The 16,612-nt window shown below is 64.0% G+C and carries 14 protein-coding genes; 4 read left to right on the top strand and 10 right to left on the bottom strand.

Going from position 1 to position 16,612, the window contains the following annotated elements; genetic code table 11:
• Positions 1 to 65 precede the first annotated feature (65 nt).
• From Q0877_RS01175 to Q0877_RS01135, 9 genes are all read right to left on the bottom strand, one after another.
• Complete coding sequence (locus tag Q0877_RS01175; protein ID WP_299165180.1) at positions 66 to 692, bottom strand: superoxide dismutase; 627 nt, start codon at positions 690 to 692, stop codon at positions 66 to 68.
• 123 nt (positions 693 to 815) lie between these two features.
• Positions 816 to 1,796, bottom strand: a complete 981-nt coding sequence (whiA, locus tag Q0877_RS01170; RefSeq protein ID WP_299165179.1) for a DNA-binding protein WhiA — start codon at positions 1,794 to 1,796, stop codon at positions 816 to 818.
• Between the two features lie 10 nt (positions 1,797 to 1,806).
• Positions 1,807 to 2,838, bottom strand: a complete 1,032-nt coding sequence (gene yvcK / locus Q0877_RS01165; protein WP_299165178.1) for a uridine diphosphate-N-acetylglucosamine-binding protein YvcK — start codon at positions 2,836 to 2,838, stop codon at positions 1,807 to 1,809.
• Positions 2,838 to 3,737 carry an RNase adapter RapZ gene (gene rapZ, locus Q0877_RS01160; RefSeq protein ID WP_299165177.1) on the bottom strand — a complete coding sequence of 300 codons (900 nt, stop codon included), beginning with the start codon at positions 3,735 to 3,737 and terminating at the stop codon, positions 2,838 to 2,840. Before rapZ ends, yvcK begins: the two co-directional genes overlap by 1 nt.
• A 72-nt stretch (positions 3,738 to 3,809) precedes the next feature.
• The gene (uvrC, locus tag Q0877_RS01155) at positions 3,810 to 5,816 is read right to left on the bottom strand and encodes an excinuclease ABC subunit UvrC (RefSeq protein WP_299165176.1); all 2,007 of its coding nucleotides are present in this window, start codon (positions 5,814 to 5,816) and stop codon (positions 3,810 to 3,812) included.
• Positions 5,817 to 5,884: 68 nt separating this feature from the next.
• A complete protein-coding gene (locus tag Q0877_RS01150) occupies positions 5,885 to 6,550 on the bottom strand; it encodes a 1-acyl-sn-glycerol-3-phosphate acyltransferase (protein ID WP_299165175.1) in 666 nt (221 codons plus the stop codon).
• Complete coding sequence (locus Q0877_RS01145) at positions 6,537 to 7,241, bottom strand: HAD hydrolase-like protein (RefSeq protein WP_299165174.1); 705 nt, start codon at positions 7,239 to 7,241, stop codon at positions 6,537 to 6,539. The genes Q0877_RS01150 and Q0877_RS01145 overlap by 14 nt, the downstream gene beginning before the upstream one ends.
• Before the next feature lie 63 nt (positions 7,242 to 7,304).
• On the bottom strand, positions 7,305 to 10,211 hold the full coding sequence (uvrA, locus tag Q0877_RS01140) for an excinuclease ABC subunit UvrA (protein WP_299165173.1): 2,907 nt from the start codon (positions 10,209 to 10,211) through the stop codon (positions 7,305 to 7,307).
• Between the two features lie 71 nt (positions 10,212 to 10,282).
• A complete protein-coding gene (locus Q0877_RS01135; protein ID WP_299165172.1) occupies positions 10,283 to 10,660 on the bottom strand; it encodes a GntR family transcriptional regulator in 378 nt (125 codons plus the stop codon).
• An 86-nt stretch (positions 10,661 to 10,746) separates the two neighbouring features.
• Here Q0877_RS01135 and Q0877_RS01130 point away from each other — a divergent pair, with 86 nt between their 5' ends.
• On the top strand, positions 10,747 to 11,385 hold the full coding sequence (locus Q0877_RS01130) for an MBL fold metallo-hydrolase (protein WP_299165171.1): 639 nt from the start codon (positions 10,747 to 10,749) through the stop codon (positions 11,383 to 11,385).
• On the opposite strand, the gene Q0877_RS01125 is transcribed toward Q0877_RS01130, so the two are convergent.
• Positions 11,353 to 12,174: a trans-aconitate 2-methyltransferase gene (locus Q0877_RS01125; RefSeq protein ID WP_299165170.1), complete on the bottom strand. Its 822-nt coding sequence runs from the start codon at positions 12,172 to 12,174 to the stop codon at positions 11,353 to 11,355. The genes Q0877_RS01130 and Q0877_RS01125 overlap by 33 nt on opposite strands.
• A gap of 41 nt (positions 12,175 to 12,215) precedes the next feature.
• On the opposite strand from Q0877_RS01125, the gene Q0877_RS01120 reads away from it, so the two are divergent.
• The 3 genes from Q0877_RS01120 to Q0877_RS01110 are packed head-to-tail and all read left to right on the top strand — an operon-like array spanning position 12,216 to position 16,557.
• Positions 12,216 to 14,750, top strand: a complete 2,535-nt coding sequence (locus Q0877_RS01120; RefSeq protein WP_299165168.1) for an RNA helicase — start codon at positions 12,216 to 12,218, stop codon at positions 14,748 to 14,750.
• A gap of 20 nt (positions 14,751 to 14,770) precedes the next feature.
• On the top strand, positions 14,771 to 15,253 hold the full coding sequence (locus Q0877_RS01115; RefSeq protein ID WP_299165167.1) for a GNAT family N-acetyltransferase: 483 nt from the start codon (positions 14,771 to 14,773) through the stop codon (positions 15,251 to 15,253).
• Positions 15,254 to 15,288: 35 nt separating this feature from the next.
• Positions 15,289 to 16,557: an alpha/beta fold hydrolase gene (locus Q0877_RS01110; protein ID WP_299165262.1), complete on the top strand. Its 1,269-nt coding sequence runs from the start codon at positions 15,289 to 15,291 to the stop codon at positions 16,555 to 16,557.
• Positions 16,558 to 16,612 lie beyond the last annotated feature (55 nt).

The raw sequence follows: 16,612 nt of genomic DNA, 5'->3' as shown, positions 1-16,612 counted from the left end.
AACATCTTACGCACCGGCGCCCTTTCCCGCCGGGTTGGCGGGAAAGGTTACGCGGTGCGTAAGGATCAGGACAGGGTGATAAGACCTGATGCGTTACTGCGGGCAGCCTGGAAGCGGCGGGCCACATCGGCCCAGTTGACGATGTTCCAGAATGCCTTGACGTAGTCGGCCTTGACATTCACGTAGTCGAGGTAGAACGCGTGCTCCCACATATCCAGCATGAGCAGAGGGGTGGTTCCAACGGGAACGTTGCCCTGCTGATCGTAGAGCTGCTCGATGACGAGGTTGCCGCCGATGGGCTCCCAGGCAAGCAGGGCCCAGCCGGAACCCTGCAGGCTCAGCGCGGCGGCGTTGAAGTGTCCACGGAAGGCGTCGAACGAACCGAAGGCATCATCAATTGCGGCCGCGAGCTCGCCAACAGGCTTGTCGCCGCCGTCCGGAGAAAGGTTGTTCCAGAACACGGAGTGGTTGATGTGTCCGCCGGTGTGGAAGGCGAGATCCTTGGACAGCTTGGGGATGTTGGTGAAGTCCCCCTTCTGGCGGGCCTCGGCGAGCTGCGCGAGGGCGTCGTTGGCTCCCTTGACGTACGCTGCGTGGTGCTTGCTGTGGTGCAGCTCCATGATCCGCGCAGAGATGTGCGGTTCAAGCGCCGAGTAGTCGTAGTTGAGTTCAGGCAGTACGTATTCGCTCACGAAATCCTCCATGTCCTGTATTGCTGTTCCGGGCATCAGCCCGGCTGTTGCTGTTCTCCAGGCTGGGCCCCGCAGCCTTGACGGCGCGCGGGAGGCCCTTGAACTTCCATCCTATGCACGGATTCAGTCATCCAACATGTCCGCGGTCACATTGGCCTCGGTTCCGGGGATTCCCAGATCGATGGCGCGCTTGTCCGCCATTGCGAGCAGACGCCGGATGCGTCCGGCGATGGCGTCCTTGGTCATCGGAGGATCAGCTATCCTGCCCAGCTCATCAAGGCTCGCCTGCTTGTGGGCCACTCGAAGCTCACCGGCATACTTGAGGTGGTCAGGCACGTCCTCGCCCAGGATTTCCAGTGCCCGCTCCACCCTGGCTCCTGCTGCGACAGCGGCCTGCGCCGACCGCCGCAGGTTGGCGTCATCAAAATTGGCGAGCCGGTTGGCCGTGGCGCGGACCTCCTTGCGCATTCTTCGTTCCTCCCACACCATGAGCGCATCGTGGGCGCCCATGCGGGTGAGGAGAACCGCGATGGTATCGCCGTCCCGGATCACGACGCGGTCCACCCCGCGCACTTCCCGCGCCTTCGCAGCGATACCGAGCCGACGCGCCGCGCCGACAAGCGCCAGTGCCGACTCCGGGCCCGGACAGGTGACCTCCAGTGCCGATGAGCGCCCGGGCTCTGTCAGCGACCCGTGGGCAAGGAACGCTCCGCGCCACACAGCTTCAGCATCGGCCGCCGAACCATTGACGACGACGGACGGCAGCCCGCGCACTGGCCTTCCCCGGCTGTCCAGCAGCCCGGTTTGCCGTGCGAGCGACTCACCGTCCCGCACCACCCGCACGACGTAGCGGTTGCCCCGCCTCAAGCCGTTTCCCGACACCACGATGATTTCACTGTTGTGTCCGTAAACATCTGCAATGGCGGTGCGCAGTCTGCGCGCAGTCGAGGCAAGATCAACTTCCGCCTCGATGACAATGCGCCCGGAGATGATGTGCAGGCCGCCGGCGAAGCGCAGGAGTGCGGAAACCTCAGCCTTGCGTACCGACGATTTCTTAACGTCGAGGTGTGAGAGTTCCTCTTTCACATCCGCGGTCAGCGCCACAGACACCCTCCTAGAATTCGCCGAACATGTCGTGGTAGGCCGTTGCCAGGCGCAACGCGTCATGGACCGGTCCGCCGCTTGAAGACCCTACTTTACCCAAGAATGCGCGGCCGCCCATCTCTGCAACCGCCGCTTCGAATTCGGCTTGGTCGGCGACCACCGAGGGGTCTGCCACGACTGCGTCAACGCGAAACCCGGGTGCATAGCGCCTGATCACCGAGAGATGATCGACCGCGCTCATCCCCTGGGTTTCCTTGGTGTCATTGGTCAGATTCATGGTCAGGCACCGCCGAGCGGTGGTGGCGCACAGCGCATCCCGCAGTTCGGGCAGAAGGAGATGAGGCAGCACGGAGGTGTACCAGGACCCTGGACCGAGAATGACCCAGTCCGCCAGCTCAATGGCGTTCAGAGCATCAACACAGGCGGGTGCTTCTTCCGGGAGCAGCCGGACGCTGCTGACGTTGCCGGAACTTCCCGCCATGGCAAGTTGTGCCTGGCCGGAGACCCTGCGGAGCCGCAGTCCGCCGTCGACCTCCGTGAGGACATCGCCCTCAATGGTCAGCGGCACGCTGGCCATGGGCAGCACGCGCCCGCGTGCGCCGAGGAGAGCGCCGGCCCACTGCAGGCCCGCCACCGGGTCCCCCAGCAGTTCCCACAGCGTAACGATGAGCAGATTGCCGAGTGCATGGTTGTCGAGTGAGCCGTCCACCCCGTCGCGGGAAGCGAAACGGTGCTGCATGACGTCCCGCCAGGTCCTCCCCCAGTCGGTGTCATCGCACAATGCGGCCAGCGCCATTCGGAGATCTCCCGGCGGGAGGACGCCGAGCTCGCGGCGCAGGCGCCCGGACGAGCCGCCGTCGTCGGCCACTGTCACGATTGCGGTTAGCTCAGAGGTGAGCAGGCGCAGCGCAGACAGTGAGGCTGACAGCCCGTGGCCGCCGCCCAGGGCGACCACCGAAGGGGCGCTGTCCTGCGACCCCCCGGCAGCACGCGCGGCCGACAGGGCAGGAATCAGCGGCAGCGATCCGGTAAGGACGGCCACTACTCCCGCCCAAGGTCGCGGTGGTGCGCGGTCACCTGGACACGGGGTAACTGTGCAAGCCGCTGGGCGATCTCCTCGGTCACTGCGACCGAGCGGTGCTTGCCGCCGGTGCAACCGACCGCGATCGTGGCATAATGCTTGTTCTCGCGGCGGTAGCCCTCAAGAACAGGTTCAAGGGCATTAACATACCGGTCAATAAATTCAGCGGCTCCGCTGGCCTCAAGCACGTAATCGCGCACCGGTTCGTCCATGCCGGTCTGCGGCCGGAGCACCGGCACCCAGTGCGGGTTCGGGATGAAACGGACGTCCGCCACAAAGTTGGCATCCACCGGCAGGCCGTACTTGAATCCGAAACTCATGACGTTCAGCCGCAGGACAATGGGACCGGATTCGGAGAACAGTTCCGTGATGGTGGTGGCGAGTGCGTGCACGTTGAGCTGAGTCGTGTCCACGACGAGGTCCGATGCATGCTTGAGTTCCTTCAGCACTTCCCGCTCGGCGGAGATGCCGTCGAGGATACGGCCGTCGCCCTGAAGCGGATGCGGGCGTCTTCCCTGCTCAAACCGCCGCACCAGAGTGTTGTCTGCGGCATCGAGGAACAGTACGCGGTAGGTGATGCCGGCCGCCCTCAGAGCCGCGAGGGAACCCTGCACATTCTGGAACAGTTCCTTGCTCCGCACATCAATGACGACCGCAAGCTTGGGGATCGATTCAGGGGTGCGGGAGACGATTTCGGTCAGGGTGCTGAGCATCTGGGGAGGAAGATTCTCCACGACGTACCAGCCGTGGTCTTCGAGCGCGTTTGCTGCCGTACTGCGGCCGGCCCCCGACATGCCCGTGACTACGAGCAGCTCGGATTCGGCAGGTTTGACCGGCGTAAGACCGTCAGTCTCGTTCATGTGTAAGTTTTCCATCCCACCGTTGCACGCCATGTAAGCCAGCCTCGGGGCCGGCGTCCACGTCTACCCTAACTAAGAATCAAGTATTTCGCCGGTCATCATATTGACGGCCGCTGCAGGAGTCCTGTCGGCTCCTTCGCCGCCGCCTTCCGCCAGTTGCCGCCGAATCGTTGCCGCCAGGGCAGGTCCCACCCCCTGCACTTCCTGCAACTCATCCACACTTGCCGCCTTGAGCTTCCGGACAGACCCGAAGTGCTTCAGCAGGGCGCGGCGCTTCGCCGGCCCCAGCCCGGGTACCTCGTCCAGAACCGACACCGTCATGGACTTTCCGCGCTTCTGCCGGTGATAGGCAAGGGCGAACCGGTGTGCCTCGTCGCGGATGCGCTGGAGGAGGAACAATCCCTCGGAGGCCCGGGGAAGGATTACCGGAAAGTCTCCCTCGGGCAGCCATACCTCTTCGAGCCGTTTCGCCAGTCCGACGACAAAGACGTCGTCGATACCGAGGTCCTCCAGGGCGCGTGCAGCCGCGCGCACCTGGGGCTGACCACCGTCGACCACAACCAGATTCGGCGGATAGGCGAACTTCTGGCGCGCGGGCGCTTTCGGCTCAGTCGGCACCGGACCGCTGCCGCCGTCGTCGTCGTGCTCGTCGCCCGGCAGGGAATCCAGCGGATTGCGCTCGGCAAGGTAGTTGCGGAACCGGCGCGAGATGACGTCATACATGGAAGCGGTGTCATCCCTTGCCGCGTCTCCGGTGATGGAGAACCTGCGGTAGTCGGCCTTGCGCGGCAGCCCGTCCTCGACGACCACCATCGACGCCACGACATTGGTTCCCTGCACGTGGGAGATATCGAAGCACTCAATCCGCATCAACGGCTCGGGCAGGTTCAGCGCTTCCTGCAGTTCCTGCAGGGCAGCGGACCTCGTGGTGATGTCACCGGCACGCCGGCTCTTGTGAAGCCGCAATGAATCTGCAGCATTCTGCGCCACGGTGCCAAGGAGAGTTGCCTTGTCCCCACGCTGCGGCACGCGGATATCCACCCGGGCACCCCGCAACCGGTACAACCACTCCCGCATCTGTTCCTCGTTGCTCGGCATTTCGGGCACGAGGACTTCGCGCGGGATGCGGTTATTGCTGCTGCTGCCTTCGCCGTACACCTGCTGCAGGAGATGCTCGACAAGGTCGGCGGTGCTCATGTCCTCCACCTTCTCGACCATCCATCCGCGCTGGCCGCGGATACGTCCGCCGCGCACGTGGAATACCTGGATGGAGGCTTCAAGTTCGTCCTCGGCGAGGGCAAACACATCGGCATCGGTGTCTTCGCTGAGCACGACGGTGTTGCGCTCAAATACCCGCTTGAGGGCTGCGATGTCGTCGCGGGTCCGTGCGGCCGATTCGTAATCCAGCTCGGCGACGGCGGCTGACATCTTCTGCTCGAGCTCCCGGATGAAGCGGCCTGCCTGCCCGGACATGAAGTCGCAGAACTGGACCGCTAGCTCGCGATGATCCTCGGGCGAGATACGTCCGACGCAGGGTGCGGAACACTTGTCGATGTACCCCAGCAGGCAGGGCCGGCCGGAACGTTCGGCGCGCTTGAACACGCCCGCGCTGCAGGTGCGGACCGGAAAGACACGCAGCAGTGTGTCGACCGTCTCGCGAATGGCTTTCGCCGGGTAGAAAGGCCCGAAATAGCGGGTGTCCTTCCGCCGGGCGCCGCGCATAACCTGAACCCGCGGGTACTTCTCCCCCAGCGTGACCGCCAGATACGGATAGGACTTGTCGTCGCGGAACATGACGTTGAACCGCGGGTTGAATTCCTTGATCCAGGTGTACTCCAGCTGGAGCGCTTCGAGCTCGCTGCCGACGACCGTCCATTCAACGCTTGCCGCGGTGTGGACCATGGCCCGGGTGCGCGGCAACAGACCCCGGGGATTGGCGAAGTATGAGTTGAGGCGGGAGCGAAGATTCTTCGCCTTCCCGACGTACACCACCCGACGATGCTGATCCCGGAACCGGTAAACCCCCGGATCCTGTGGGATTTCGCCGGTCTTCGGGCGGTATGTTGCTGGATCTGCCACCCCAGTATCCTACCGGCGCGTCGCTGCTGCCTATTCTCCGGACGGCCCGGGCAACATTGTGGGACAGGTCATTCGGTCGGGCCCTTGTTGTAGCCGGCGGCCCTGCGCTGGCCGGTCAGCCCGGCGATGGAGTCCATGATGGCGTCAGTGGCCTGCCGACGCGCGGGCAGTGAGTGGTCCGGTCCGGTCCGCTCGAAATACAGCGGCTCGCCGATCTTCATGGTGAAGTGCTGCGGCCGGATCCAGCGGCTTCCCGCCGGCTGGAGCCTGTCAGTCCCAAGCAGGCCCACCGGCACCACCGGCGCCCCGGTGGTCAGGGCAAGCCACCCCACGCCGGTCCTTCCCCGATACAGCAGACCGTCCCGGGAGCGGGTTCCCTCCGGGTAGATCCCTACACCGTCCCCCGCCTCAAGCATTCCGAGGAGGGTCTTGAGCGCCTGGACGCTGGCTGCCTGCTGACCGCGCTGGACAGGGATGGACCCGACGCCTTCGAAGAACGATCGCGTCAGCGCGCCCTTGACACCGGTGCCGGTAAAATATTCAGCCTTGGCGAAGAAGGCGACGGGCCGCGGCATGAGTGCCTGCACGAGGACGCTGTCCAGGAAGGACAGATGGTTGGGCGCAACGATGAATCCGCCGCTTGCCGGGACATTGTCCAATCCGACGACGGTGGGCCGGCAGAGACCTGCGATCAGCCCTCTGGTGCTGCTCCGGGTGAGGTCATAAATTCCCACGGGTCACCGCCCGGCAAGGCTCCGCATACCGAGACACCTGCTCGAGCAGTTCCTCCGCGGAAGACACGACGGCGACGGGCTCAGCGGCAGCGAACTCCTGTTCGCTGCCGAATCCCCATGCGACTGCGATGCAGTCAAGACCATTGTCTGTTGCGCCCTCGATGTCGTGCACGCGGTCGCCTACCATCAGGGCGCGGTCATAGCTGCCCTCATGCTCAGCCAGAGCAGCCGCGATGATGGTCCGCTTCCCGTCCAGCAGCGCGGCTGCCCGCTCATCGTCCGGCGCGCCATGAACCGACTCGAACAGTTGTGTCATGCCTTGAATATCGAGAAGTTCGTGTGCAAGGCGCCCGGGCTTCTGGGTGGCGACCGCTATGAGATGGCCGCGCAACCTGAGCGCCTCGATAGTCTCCGCAATTCCCGGGTACGGCTTACTCTCCGCCATGCCATGAGCACGGTAACCGGCTCGATACAGCGCGATCACTTCATCAACGCGGTCCCGAGGCACTTTCGCAATGTCCAGAAGCGACCGCACCAGCGCGGGGCCGACCATGCGGCGCATCTCGTCCGCGCCGGGCACCGGCAGATCAAGGGTGCGCAGCGCCTCAGCTATCCCGCCGGTGATGGCACCCTCCGGATCCACAAGCGTGCCATCCAGATCAAATAAAACGAGGAGCCGCGTATTCTTCACCGAGCAAGTTTCCCATAACGGCGCAAGGCGTTGAAAATTTCATTCCCCTACAGGAATATGCAGTCAGGCCTTCAATACCTCGGCGAGGAACTTACCGGTGTGGCTCACTTCTGCGACCGCCACCTGTTCCGGCGTACCCGTAGCGATGATCTCGCCGCCGCCCGAGCCTCCATCCGGACCGAGGTCGATTACCCAGTCCGCACTCTTGATCACGTCCAGGTTGTGTTCGATGGTGATAACCGTGTTTCCCTTGTCCACGAGGCCTTGAAGCACCTGCAGAAGTTTGCGGATGTCTTCGAAGTGGAGACCCGTGGTTGGTTCATCAAGGACGTAGATGCTGCGTCCGTTCGAACGTTTCTGCAGCTCGCTGGCGAGCTTCACCCGCTGTGCCTCGCCGCCGGAGAGCGTGGTGGCGGGCTGCCCGAGCCGCACGTATCCAAGACCCACATCCACCAGGGTGGTGAGGTGCCGCGCAATGGGGGTGAACGCGGCGAAAAACTCCGCCGCTTCCTCGATCGGCATGTCCAGCACATCCGCGATCGTCTTGCCCTTGTAGTGCACCTCGAGGGTTTCGCGGTTGTACCGTGCCCCGTGACAAACTTCGCACGGCACATAGACGTCGGGCAGGAAGTTCATTTCGATCTTCAGCGTGCCGTCACCGGAGCACGCCTCGCACCTGCCGCCTTTGACATTGAAGGAGAATCTGCCGGGCAGGTAGCCGCGGACCTTCGCCTCTGTGGTTTCCGCGAACAGCTTCCGGATGTTGTCGAAAACTCCGGTGTAGGTTGCGGGATTGGAACGCGGAGTCCTTCCGATGGGTCCCTGGTCAACGTGGATCACCTTGTCCAGGTGCTGCAGTCCGTCGATCCGGCGGTGGCGCCCAGCGACCTGCTTGGCGCCGTTGAGCTTGTTGGCGAGGACCTTGTACAGAATTTCATTCACAAGGGTGGATTTACCCGACCCGCTGACGCCGGTCACCGCGGTCAGCACTCCGAGGGGGAAGGTTGCGTCCACGCCCTTCAAATTATGTTCGCGGGCTCCCACAACTTTGAGCTGGCGGGAGCGGTCGATCTTGCGGCGCTTGGCCGGCATCTCGATTCTCCGCCGCCCGGAGAGGTAATCGCCGGTGATGGACCGCTCGTTCCGGAGTAGATCCTCCAACGAACCGGAGTGGACAACCTCCCCGCCGTGTTCACCTGCTCCCGGTCCGATGTCGACGATCCAGTCGGCCTCATTGATGGTGTCCTCGTCGTGTTCGACGACGATGAGGGTGTTGCCCAAATTCCTCAGCCGGGTCAGGGTTTCGATGAGACGCCGGTTGTCGCGCTGGTGGAGTCCGATGGACGGTTCGTCCAAAACATACAGCACGCCGACCAGGCCCGAGCCGATCTGGGTGGCGAGTCGGATCCGCTGTGCCTCACCGCCCGAGAGGGTTCCTGCTGCCCGTTCGAGGTTGAGGTACTCAAGCCCCACATCGAGCAGGAAACGGAGCCTTGCCTGGATCTCCTTGAGTACCTGGGAAGCGATCTGCGCCTCACGGCCCGTAAGGACGAGGTTGTTCAGGAAGTCGCTGCACTCCCGCATGGGCAGGGCCGAAACTTCAGCGATCGAGCGTCCGTTGATCAGGACGGACAGCGATGCCGGATTGAGCCGTGCGCCGCCGCATTCGGGGCAGGGAATCTGCCGCATGTATTCCTCGTAGCGGTCCCGCGCGTAATCGGATTCCGTCTCGAGGTGCTTACGGTGAATGTACTGGACAGCGCCCTCGAAGCCGGTGCTGTACTTGCGCTCCCGGCCGAAGCGGTTGCGGTACTGGACAACAACCTTGTGGTCCTTGCCATACAGGGCGGCGTCGCGGGCGTGCGCAGGCAGCTTCTTCCACGGTGTGTCCATGGAGAAATCGAGCTCCTTGGACAGCCCCTCGAGCAGTCGCGTCCAGTACTCAAGGGTGGCGGTGCCCAGCGCCCACGGCGCGATGGCTCCCTCCCCCAGGGAGAGATCGGGATTGGGAATTACCAGTTCCTCATCCACCTCGAGCTTCGTGCCGATACCAGTACACGCCGGACATGCGCCGAAGGGATTGTTGAAGGAGAAGGACCGCGGCTCAATCTCATCGATGGCGAGTGGATGCTCATTGGGGCACGCCAGGTTTTCCGAGAAGGCGCGCAGCCGGTGCGGATCATCGGAATCGAGGTCAACGAAGTCAGTGAGGACGCGCCCCTCGGCGAGGTTGAGCGCCGTTTCGATTGAATCCGTCAGACGCTGCCGGACGCCGCCCTTGATCACGAGGCGGTCCACCACAACTTCGATGGTGTGCTTGAACTGCTTGCCCAGCTTGGGGGGATCCGTCAGCTGGACCAGGTTGCCGTCTACCCGTGCGCGGGAGTAACCCTTCGCGGCAAGGTCCTGGAAGAGGTCGACGAATTCACCCTTCCGGCCCCGCACCACGGGTGCCAAAACCTGGAAGCGCGTACCCTCATCGAGCTCCATCAGCTGATCGACGATTTGCTGGGGCGTCTGCTTGATGACTGCTTCCCCGCATACCGGGCAGTGCGGCCGGCCCACCCGGGCCCAGAGGAGGCGCATATAGTCATAGATTTCGGTGATGGTTCCGACAGTGGACCGTGGATTCTTGCTGGTCGATTTCTGGTCGATCGACACGGCCGGCGAGAGACCCTCGATGAAATCCACGTCCGGCTTGTCAACCTGCCCCAGGAACTGACGGGCATAGGCCGAAAGCGACTCGACATAGCGGCGCTGGCCCTCGGCGAAGATGGTGTCGAAGGCGAGGGAAGATTTGCCGGAACCCGAGAGGCCGGTGAAGACGATCATGGCGTCCCGCGGGAGGTCCAGGTCGACGTTGCGCAGGTTGTGCTCCCGTGCACCCTTGACGATGAGCCGCGACAGGTCCTGCGGCATTTTGTCAGGGAAGGAAAGACCGGAATCCACGGAGGTTGCTATAGACACCATTTCACTTTAGTGGAAAGGGTGTTCGAAAACATATTCGAACGGCGGTATTCGCGGCGTGTCGCGCCGGATGTTCACCGACGGCGCAGAGCCGCACGCAAGTAGGAGACTGCTTCCTCCTCCGTAAGCCCGTTGGCCTTGATGATGCGTGCGTACTCAGCGGCTCCATCCGCCGCCTTGCGCCGCGCTTCATCGCCCGCCGCCGCCACCACGGTTCCAGCCCGCGAGCGCGTAACGACGATGTGGGCCTGCTCCAGTTCGCGGTAAGCCCGCGCAACGGTGTTGACCGCCACCCCGAGGTGACCGGCAAGGGTGCGGACGGGGGGCAGACGCGTGCCGACCGGCAGGGAACCGTCGTTGGCAGCATCAAGGATCTGTACGCGCAGCTGCTCATACGGAGGCACAGAACTGTTCGGGTCAATCCGCAGCCACGCCGATACATCAGAATTCACGGTGCGCGCTCCTGGACGACAGTGGGAAGGTGCTCACATTGTGCCATGCGGTGTGGCGCACCACCATCGCGACTAAGGTGGCCACCATGCATGACCTAACCGACGTGACCATCCGATCCACCTCTGTCTCCGAGATGGATAACAACGTCTACCTCATCACGGCGAAGGCGACAGGCGCGCAGGTGCTTATTGACGCTGCCGACGACGCGCCGGCCATCCGTCGCCTGATCGCGGACGGCGCGGGAGATGCCGACCGCGCCGCCAAGCTGGCACTCATCGTCACAACGCACTCGCACTGGGACCATGTCCGCGCGCTGGCCGAGATCGTGGGAGAAACAGGTGCCCGCACCGCTGCGGGTGCGCCAGATGTCAGCGACATCGCGGTGCCCACCGATGTTCCGCTTGATCACGGCGATGTCGGGGAGTTCGACGGCTTCACACTGGAGGCCATCTCGCTGCGCGGCCACACTCCCGGTTCCATCGCCCTCGTGTACCGGGACCCGCACGGTCCGGCCCACCTGTTCACCGGCGATTCCCTCTTCCCAGGAGGAGTGGGCAACACCGGCGGAGATGGACAGCGTTTCGAGTCGCTGTATAACGACGTGGTCGAGCGGATTTTCAACAGGTTCGACGACGATACGATCGTGCATCCCGGCCACGGGAAGCCTACGACGCTGGGCGCGGAGCGACCTTCATTGCCGAGCTGGCGTTCGCGGGGATGGTGATGTCGTGGGCGTGGACCTGACTCCCACGGCGAAGATCCGCCTGAAGGGGAAAATCGTGGTGCCGTCCGGTTCGCTCGGGTAGGCATCAAGGAGCAGCTTCGCGTAGGCGCGTTCAAAGTCCGCCGCCGCTGCAGGGGAAAGGGCGGCCAGCACCGGACGAAGTCCTGTCCCCCGCACCCACTCGAGCACAGGATCGGCTCCAGCGAGCAGGTGTTGGTAGGTTGTCTCCCAGGCATCGGTTCTCAGGCCCGCCCCGCGCAGGAGGCGGGAGTATTCCTCCGGTGAGCTGACGGCGTCGTCGTGGCGCAGAACTGTGCCAAGCCGGTTCTTCCAGCGCCCCGATTCCGCCAGCGAACGCATCAGCACATGCGAGGGCGCCGAGAAATTGCCCGGCACCTGAAACGCAAGCCATGCGCCCTTTTCCAGTGCCCCGGCCCAGCGCGCCAGTAATTCCTGATGGCCCGGCACCCACTGGAGCACCGCGTTGGAAACAACGACGTCGGTGCCCTCTGGCGGTGTCCACTCGCGGACATCCGCCAGAGTGAAGGTAAGGTTCGGCGGCGTGTCCTCCAGACTCCGGGCGCGGTCAACCATCTCCGCAGACGAATCAACACCGATCACCTCTGCATCCGGCCACCTTCGTGCAAGCGCGGCGGTCAGCTCACCTGGTCCGCAGCCCAGATCGAACACGCGCCGCGGAGCCGGATGTTTGATGCGGCCTGTCAGGTCGAAGAAGGGCCTGGATCGGTGATCGGAGAAGGCGGCATAGAGTGCAGGATCCCAGCGCATGCGCCAAGCTTAGCCAGCACGAACGGATAGGCTGGGCGGACATGAGCATCCAGGACCATCTCCCCCAGACAGGGCGGCCGGGCGCGCCGGACGCCGACGCCGTGTACGCCGCATTCCTCGAGTGGTCTGCCGTCACCGGAATCAGCCTCTACCCTGCCCAGGACGAGGCCGTCCTTGAACTGGTGTCGGGCAACAACGTGATCCTCGCGACCCCCACCGGTTCGGGGAAGTCGCTGGTGGCCGTGGCTGCCCATTTCCACGCCATCGCTCAGGGGCACCGGAGTTACTACACCGCGCCGATCAAGGCGCTCGTCTCGGAGAAGTTCTTCGCCCTGTGCGCTATCTTCGGAGCCGAGAACGTCGGCATGGTCACCGGTGACTCAGCGGTGAACCAGGACGCGCCGATCATTTGCTGTACGGCCGAGATCCTGGCGAATATCGCCCTGCGCGAGGGCGATCGGGCAGAGGTCGGCACGGTCATCATGGACGAGTTCCATTTCTACTCGGATCCGCAGCGCGGCTGGGCGTGGCAGGTTCCGCTGCTGGAGCTGCCGCAGGCACAGTTCCTTCTGATGTCCGCCACACTGGGCGACGTAGAGCGCTTTGAGAAGGACCTCACCGACCGGACTTCCCGGGCAACCGTCCTGGTCAGTTCCGGGGACCGTCCTATTCCGCTCAACTTCTACTACTCGGAAGAGCCTCTCCAGGAAGCCCTCGAGGAGCTGTTGTCCACGCACCAGGCTCCGGTCTATGTGGTGCACTTCAGTCAGGCGGAGGCGATTGAGCGCGCGCAGAACCTGATGAGCATCAATGTCTGCACCCGTGAGGAGAAAGACAGGATTTCCGCGCTCATCGCGAGTTTCCGGTTCTCCTCCGGCTTCGGCAAGACACTGAACCGGTTGGTGCGCCACGGCATCGGTGTCCATCATGCCGGAATGCTCCCGAAGTACCGGCGGCTGGTGGAACAGCTCGCCCAGGCCGGGCTGCTCAAGGTGATCTGCGGTACCGACACGCTGGGCGTCGGCATCAACGTGCCTATCCGCACGGTCATGCTGACCGCCCTGAGCAAGTACGACGGCGTGCGCACCCGCTTGCTCAACGTGCGGGAGTTCCACCAGATCGCCGGCCGCGCCGGGCGGGCCGGTTATGACACCTCCGGCACTGTCGTGGTGCAGGCGCCGGACCACGTCGTGGAAAATACCAAAGCCATGGCGAAGGCGACCGCCAAATTCGGCGACGACCAGAAGAAACTGCGTCAGGTAGTGCGCAAGAAACCGCCGCAGGGGTTCGTTTCCTGGGGTAAACCCACCTACGACCGTCTGGTGGCGGGCACTCCGGAACCTCTCGCGTCCAGCTTCGCCGTCAGCCACTCGATGTTGCTGAACCTGCTCGAACGCCCGGGTGATCCGCTGCGCACGGTCCAGAACCTGCTGCGGAACAACCATGAACCGCCGGCACGGCAGTTCGCGCATCTGCGGCGGGCCATCAGCATCTATCGGGAACTGGTCACCTCCGGAATAGTGGAGCGCCTTCCCGAACCCGACGAGGAAGGCAGAACGGTTCGGCTGCGGGTCCATCTGCAGGCAAACTTCGCGCTCAACCAGCCGCTCTCCCCCTTCGCTCTTGCCAGCCTGGAGCTCCTCGATCCGGAGAGCCCCGCGTACGCGCTCGATGTCGTCTCGGTCATCGAGGCAACCCTGGAAAAGCCGCGGCAGGTGCTGAACGCCCAGGAAAAGAAGGCCCGCGGGGAGGCGATCGGCGCCATGAAGGCCGACGGCGTTGACTACGACCAGCGCATGGCCCTGCTGGAAGAGGTTTCCTATCCGCAACCGCTTGCTGAGCTGCTTCAGCAGGCATTCGAAACCTACCGCACCGGCGCCCCGTGGCTCGGTGACTTCGAACTCGCCCCCAAATCGGTTGTGCGCGACATGTATGAGCGGGCGATGAACTTCGGGGAGTACATCGCGTACTACTCCCTCGCACGGTCCGAGGGCATCCTCCTGCGGTATCTGGCGGACTGTTTCAAAGCGCTGCGCCAGACCGTTCCCCGGGATGCCCTGCGTGAAGATCTGACCGACATCATCGAATGGCTCGGAGAGCTGATCCGTCAGGTGGATTCGAGCCTGCTCGACGAATGGGAACAGCTCGCCGCCGGCGCTGCCCCTTCGGGGAGCGGCACTGTCGACCTTCCGCCGGAACCCGATTCGGTCACCTCAAATGAGCGGGCCTTCCGCGTGATGGTACGCAACGAGATGTTCCAGCGGGTGCAGCTTTTTGCGGCGGAGGACGAGGAAGCGCTTGGCCGGCTGGACGAGGGCTCGGGTTGGGACGCCTCCCGCTGGGCCGAGGCCATGGACGGGTACTTCGATGCCCATGACGACATCGACGACGGCCCCAACGCCCGGGGTCCGGCCCTGCTGATCATCCGGCAGCTTCCCGGTCGATGGGAAGTACGCCAGATCTTCAAGGACCCGTCCGGCGACCAGGACTGGGGCATCAATGCCGCCATTGATCTTGCCGCCTCCGACGAGGCGGGGTTCCCGGTTGTTGCAATCACATCGGTGGGCGGTCCCTGACCCTACTAGGCTTGGGAACCATGACTCCCATCCGCGAAGCGCGTCGCGACGACGTGCCCACCATTCTGCAATTGATCCACGACCTCGCGGTCTATGAGAAGGAACCTGACGCCGTCAGCAACACGGTCGAAGGGCTGGAAGAGGCGCTGTTCGGCTCCTCGCCGAGCATCTTCGCCCACGTGGCCGAGGATGACGGCGGAATCCAGGGATTTGCGCTCTGGTTCCTCAACTATTCCACGTGGGAGGGTGTCCACGGGATCTACCTTGAAGACCTGTATGTGCGGCCCGAAGCGCGCGGCGCCGGTTACGGTAAAGCGCTGCTGCGGAAACTCGCAGGCATCGCTGCCGAGCGCGGCTACGCGCGGGTGGAGTGGTCGGTGCTGAACTGGAACGAACCTTCCATCACGTTCTACCGGAGCCTGGGCGCCCTGCCGCAGGAAGAGTGGACCACGTTCAGGCTGACCGGGGCCCGACTGGCTTCGTTCGCGGGAACCGGCGCGTGAAGTCCGGGACCCATGAGACCGGGCCGAGTACCGTCATGCGCGGAGTGCGCAGCACACCCCACTATTTCTCGGTCCCGCTCGATCACCGGGATCCGGAGGGCGAGCGCATCTCGGTTTTCGCCCGGGAATACAGTTCCACGGACCACACCGACGCCGAGGCGGCACACCTTCCGTGGCTGCTGTTCCTGCAGGGCGGACCGGGAGTGCGGGGCAACCGCACCACCGGGCTCTCAGGGTGGATGAAGGCGGCCGCACGAGACTTCCGGATTCTGATGCTTGACCAGCGCGGCACGGGCCTGTCGACGCCGGCAGACCTGGTGACCCTGCCTGAATGCGGCAGCCCCGCCGAGCAGACGCTCTACCTGCGCCATTTCCGGGCCGACTCAATTGTCGCGGACGCTGAACTGATACGCGCCGCACTCGGCTCCGGGCCATGGACTGTATTCGGGCAAAGCTTCGGCGGATTCTGCACGCTCTCCTACCTCTCCCTCGCGCCTGAGGGAATGGAGCGTGCGCTGATCACGGGTGGACTGGCGCCGCTCGTCGGGCCGCCAGATCGGGTATACCGGGCCACTTTCGATCGCGTGGCGAAGCGCAACGCCGAGTACTTCACCCGCTATCCCGGGGACAGGACCATCGCCACGCGCATCATGCGGCATCTGGAGCGCGTGGAGGAGTTCCTGCCCACCGGCGAGCGACTGACGCCACAGCGATTCCAGCTGGTCGGCTCATTCCTCGGCGGCAACACGCGGGTGGATGCCCTCCATTACCTGCTCGAGGACGCCTTCGCCGGGGCCTCCAGCGGAGAACGTCTCTCCCCTGTCTTCCTGGACCAACTCCAGCCAGTGGTCAGCCGGCGTTCCAATCCGCTCTACGCACTCCTCCACGAATCCATCTACTGCCAGGGGCAAGCGTCAAGTTGGGCTGCCTGGCGGGTGCTGGAGGAGTTCCCGGATTTCAAGCCCGGTGCTGCTGACCCGTTGTTGACCGGAGAGATGGTCTACCCCTGGTATTTCGACGAGGACCCCGCCCTGGTTCCGCTGAAGGAGACTGCTGAGCGGATCGCCGCCGTCGAAGATTGGGGACCGCTCTATGACCTCCGGCGACTGGCCGACAACACGGTACCCACAGCAGCCGCCGTCTACAGCGATGACATCTACGTTGACCGTGACCTGTCCCTGGAGACAGCGGGCTCCGTCCGAGGGCTGCAGGTCTGGGAGACGGATGAATTCCACCACGACGGCATTCACGACGACGGCGACGCGATCTTCTCGCGGCTGCTCGCCATGACCCGCTCGACCTAGGCTTCGGCTCACGGAAAAAGGCGCCGCCCCTACCGTGCAGGGGCGGCGCCTTCGT

The sequence above is a fragment of the uncultured Arthrobacter sp. genome (assembly GCF_947495145.1).
Taxonomy (GTDB): domain Bacteria; phylum Actinomycetota; class Actinomycetes; order Actinomycetales; family Micrococcaceae; genus Arthrobacter_D.
Note: the sequence above shows the minus strand (reverse complement) of the source record. Positions and strands in the feature narration are given on the sequence as shown.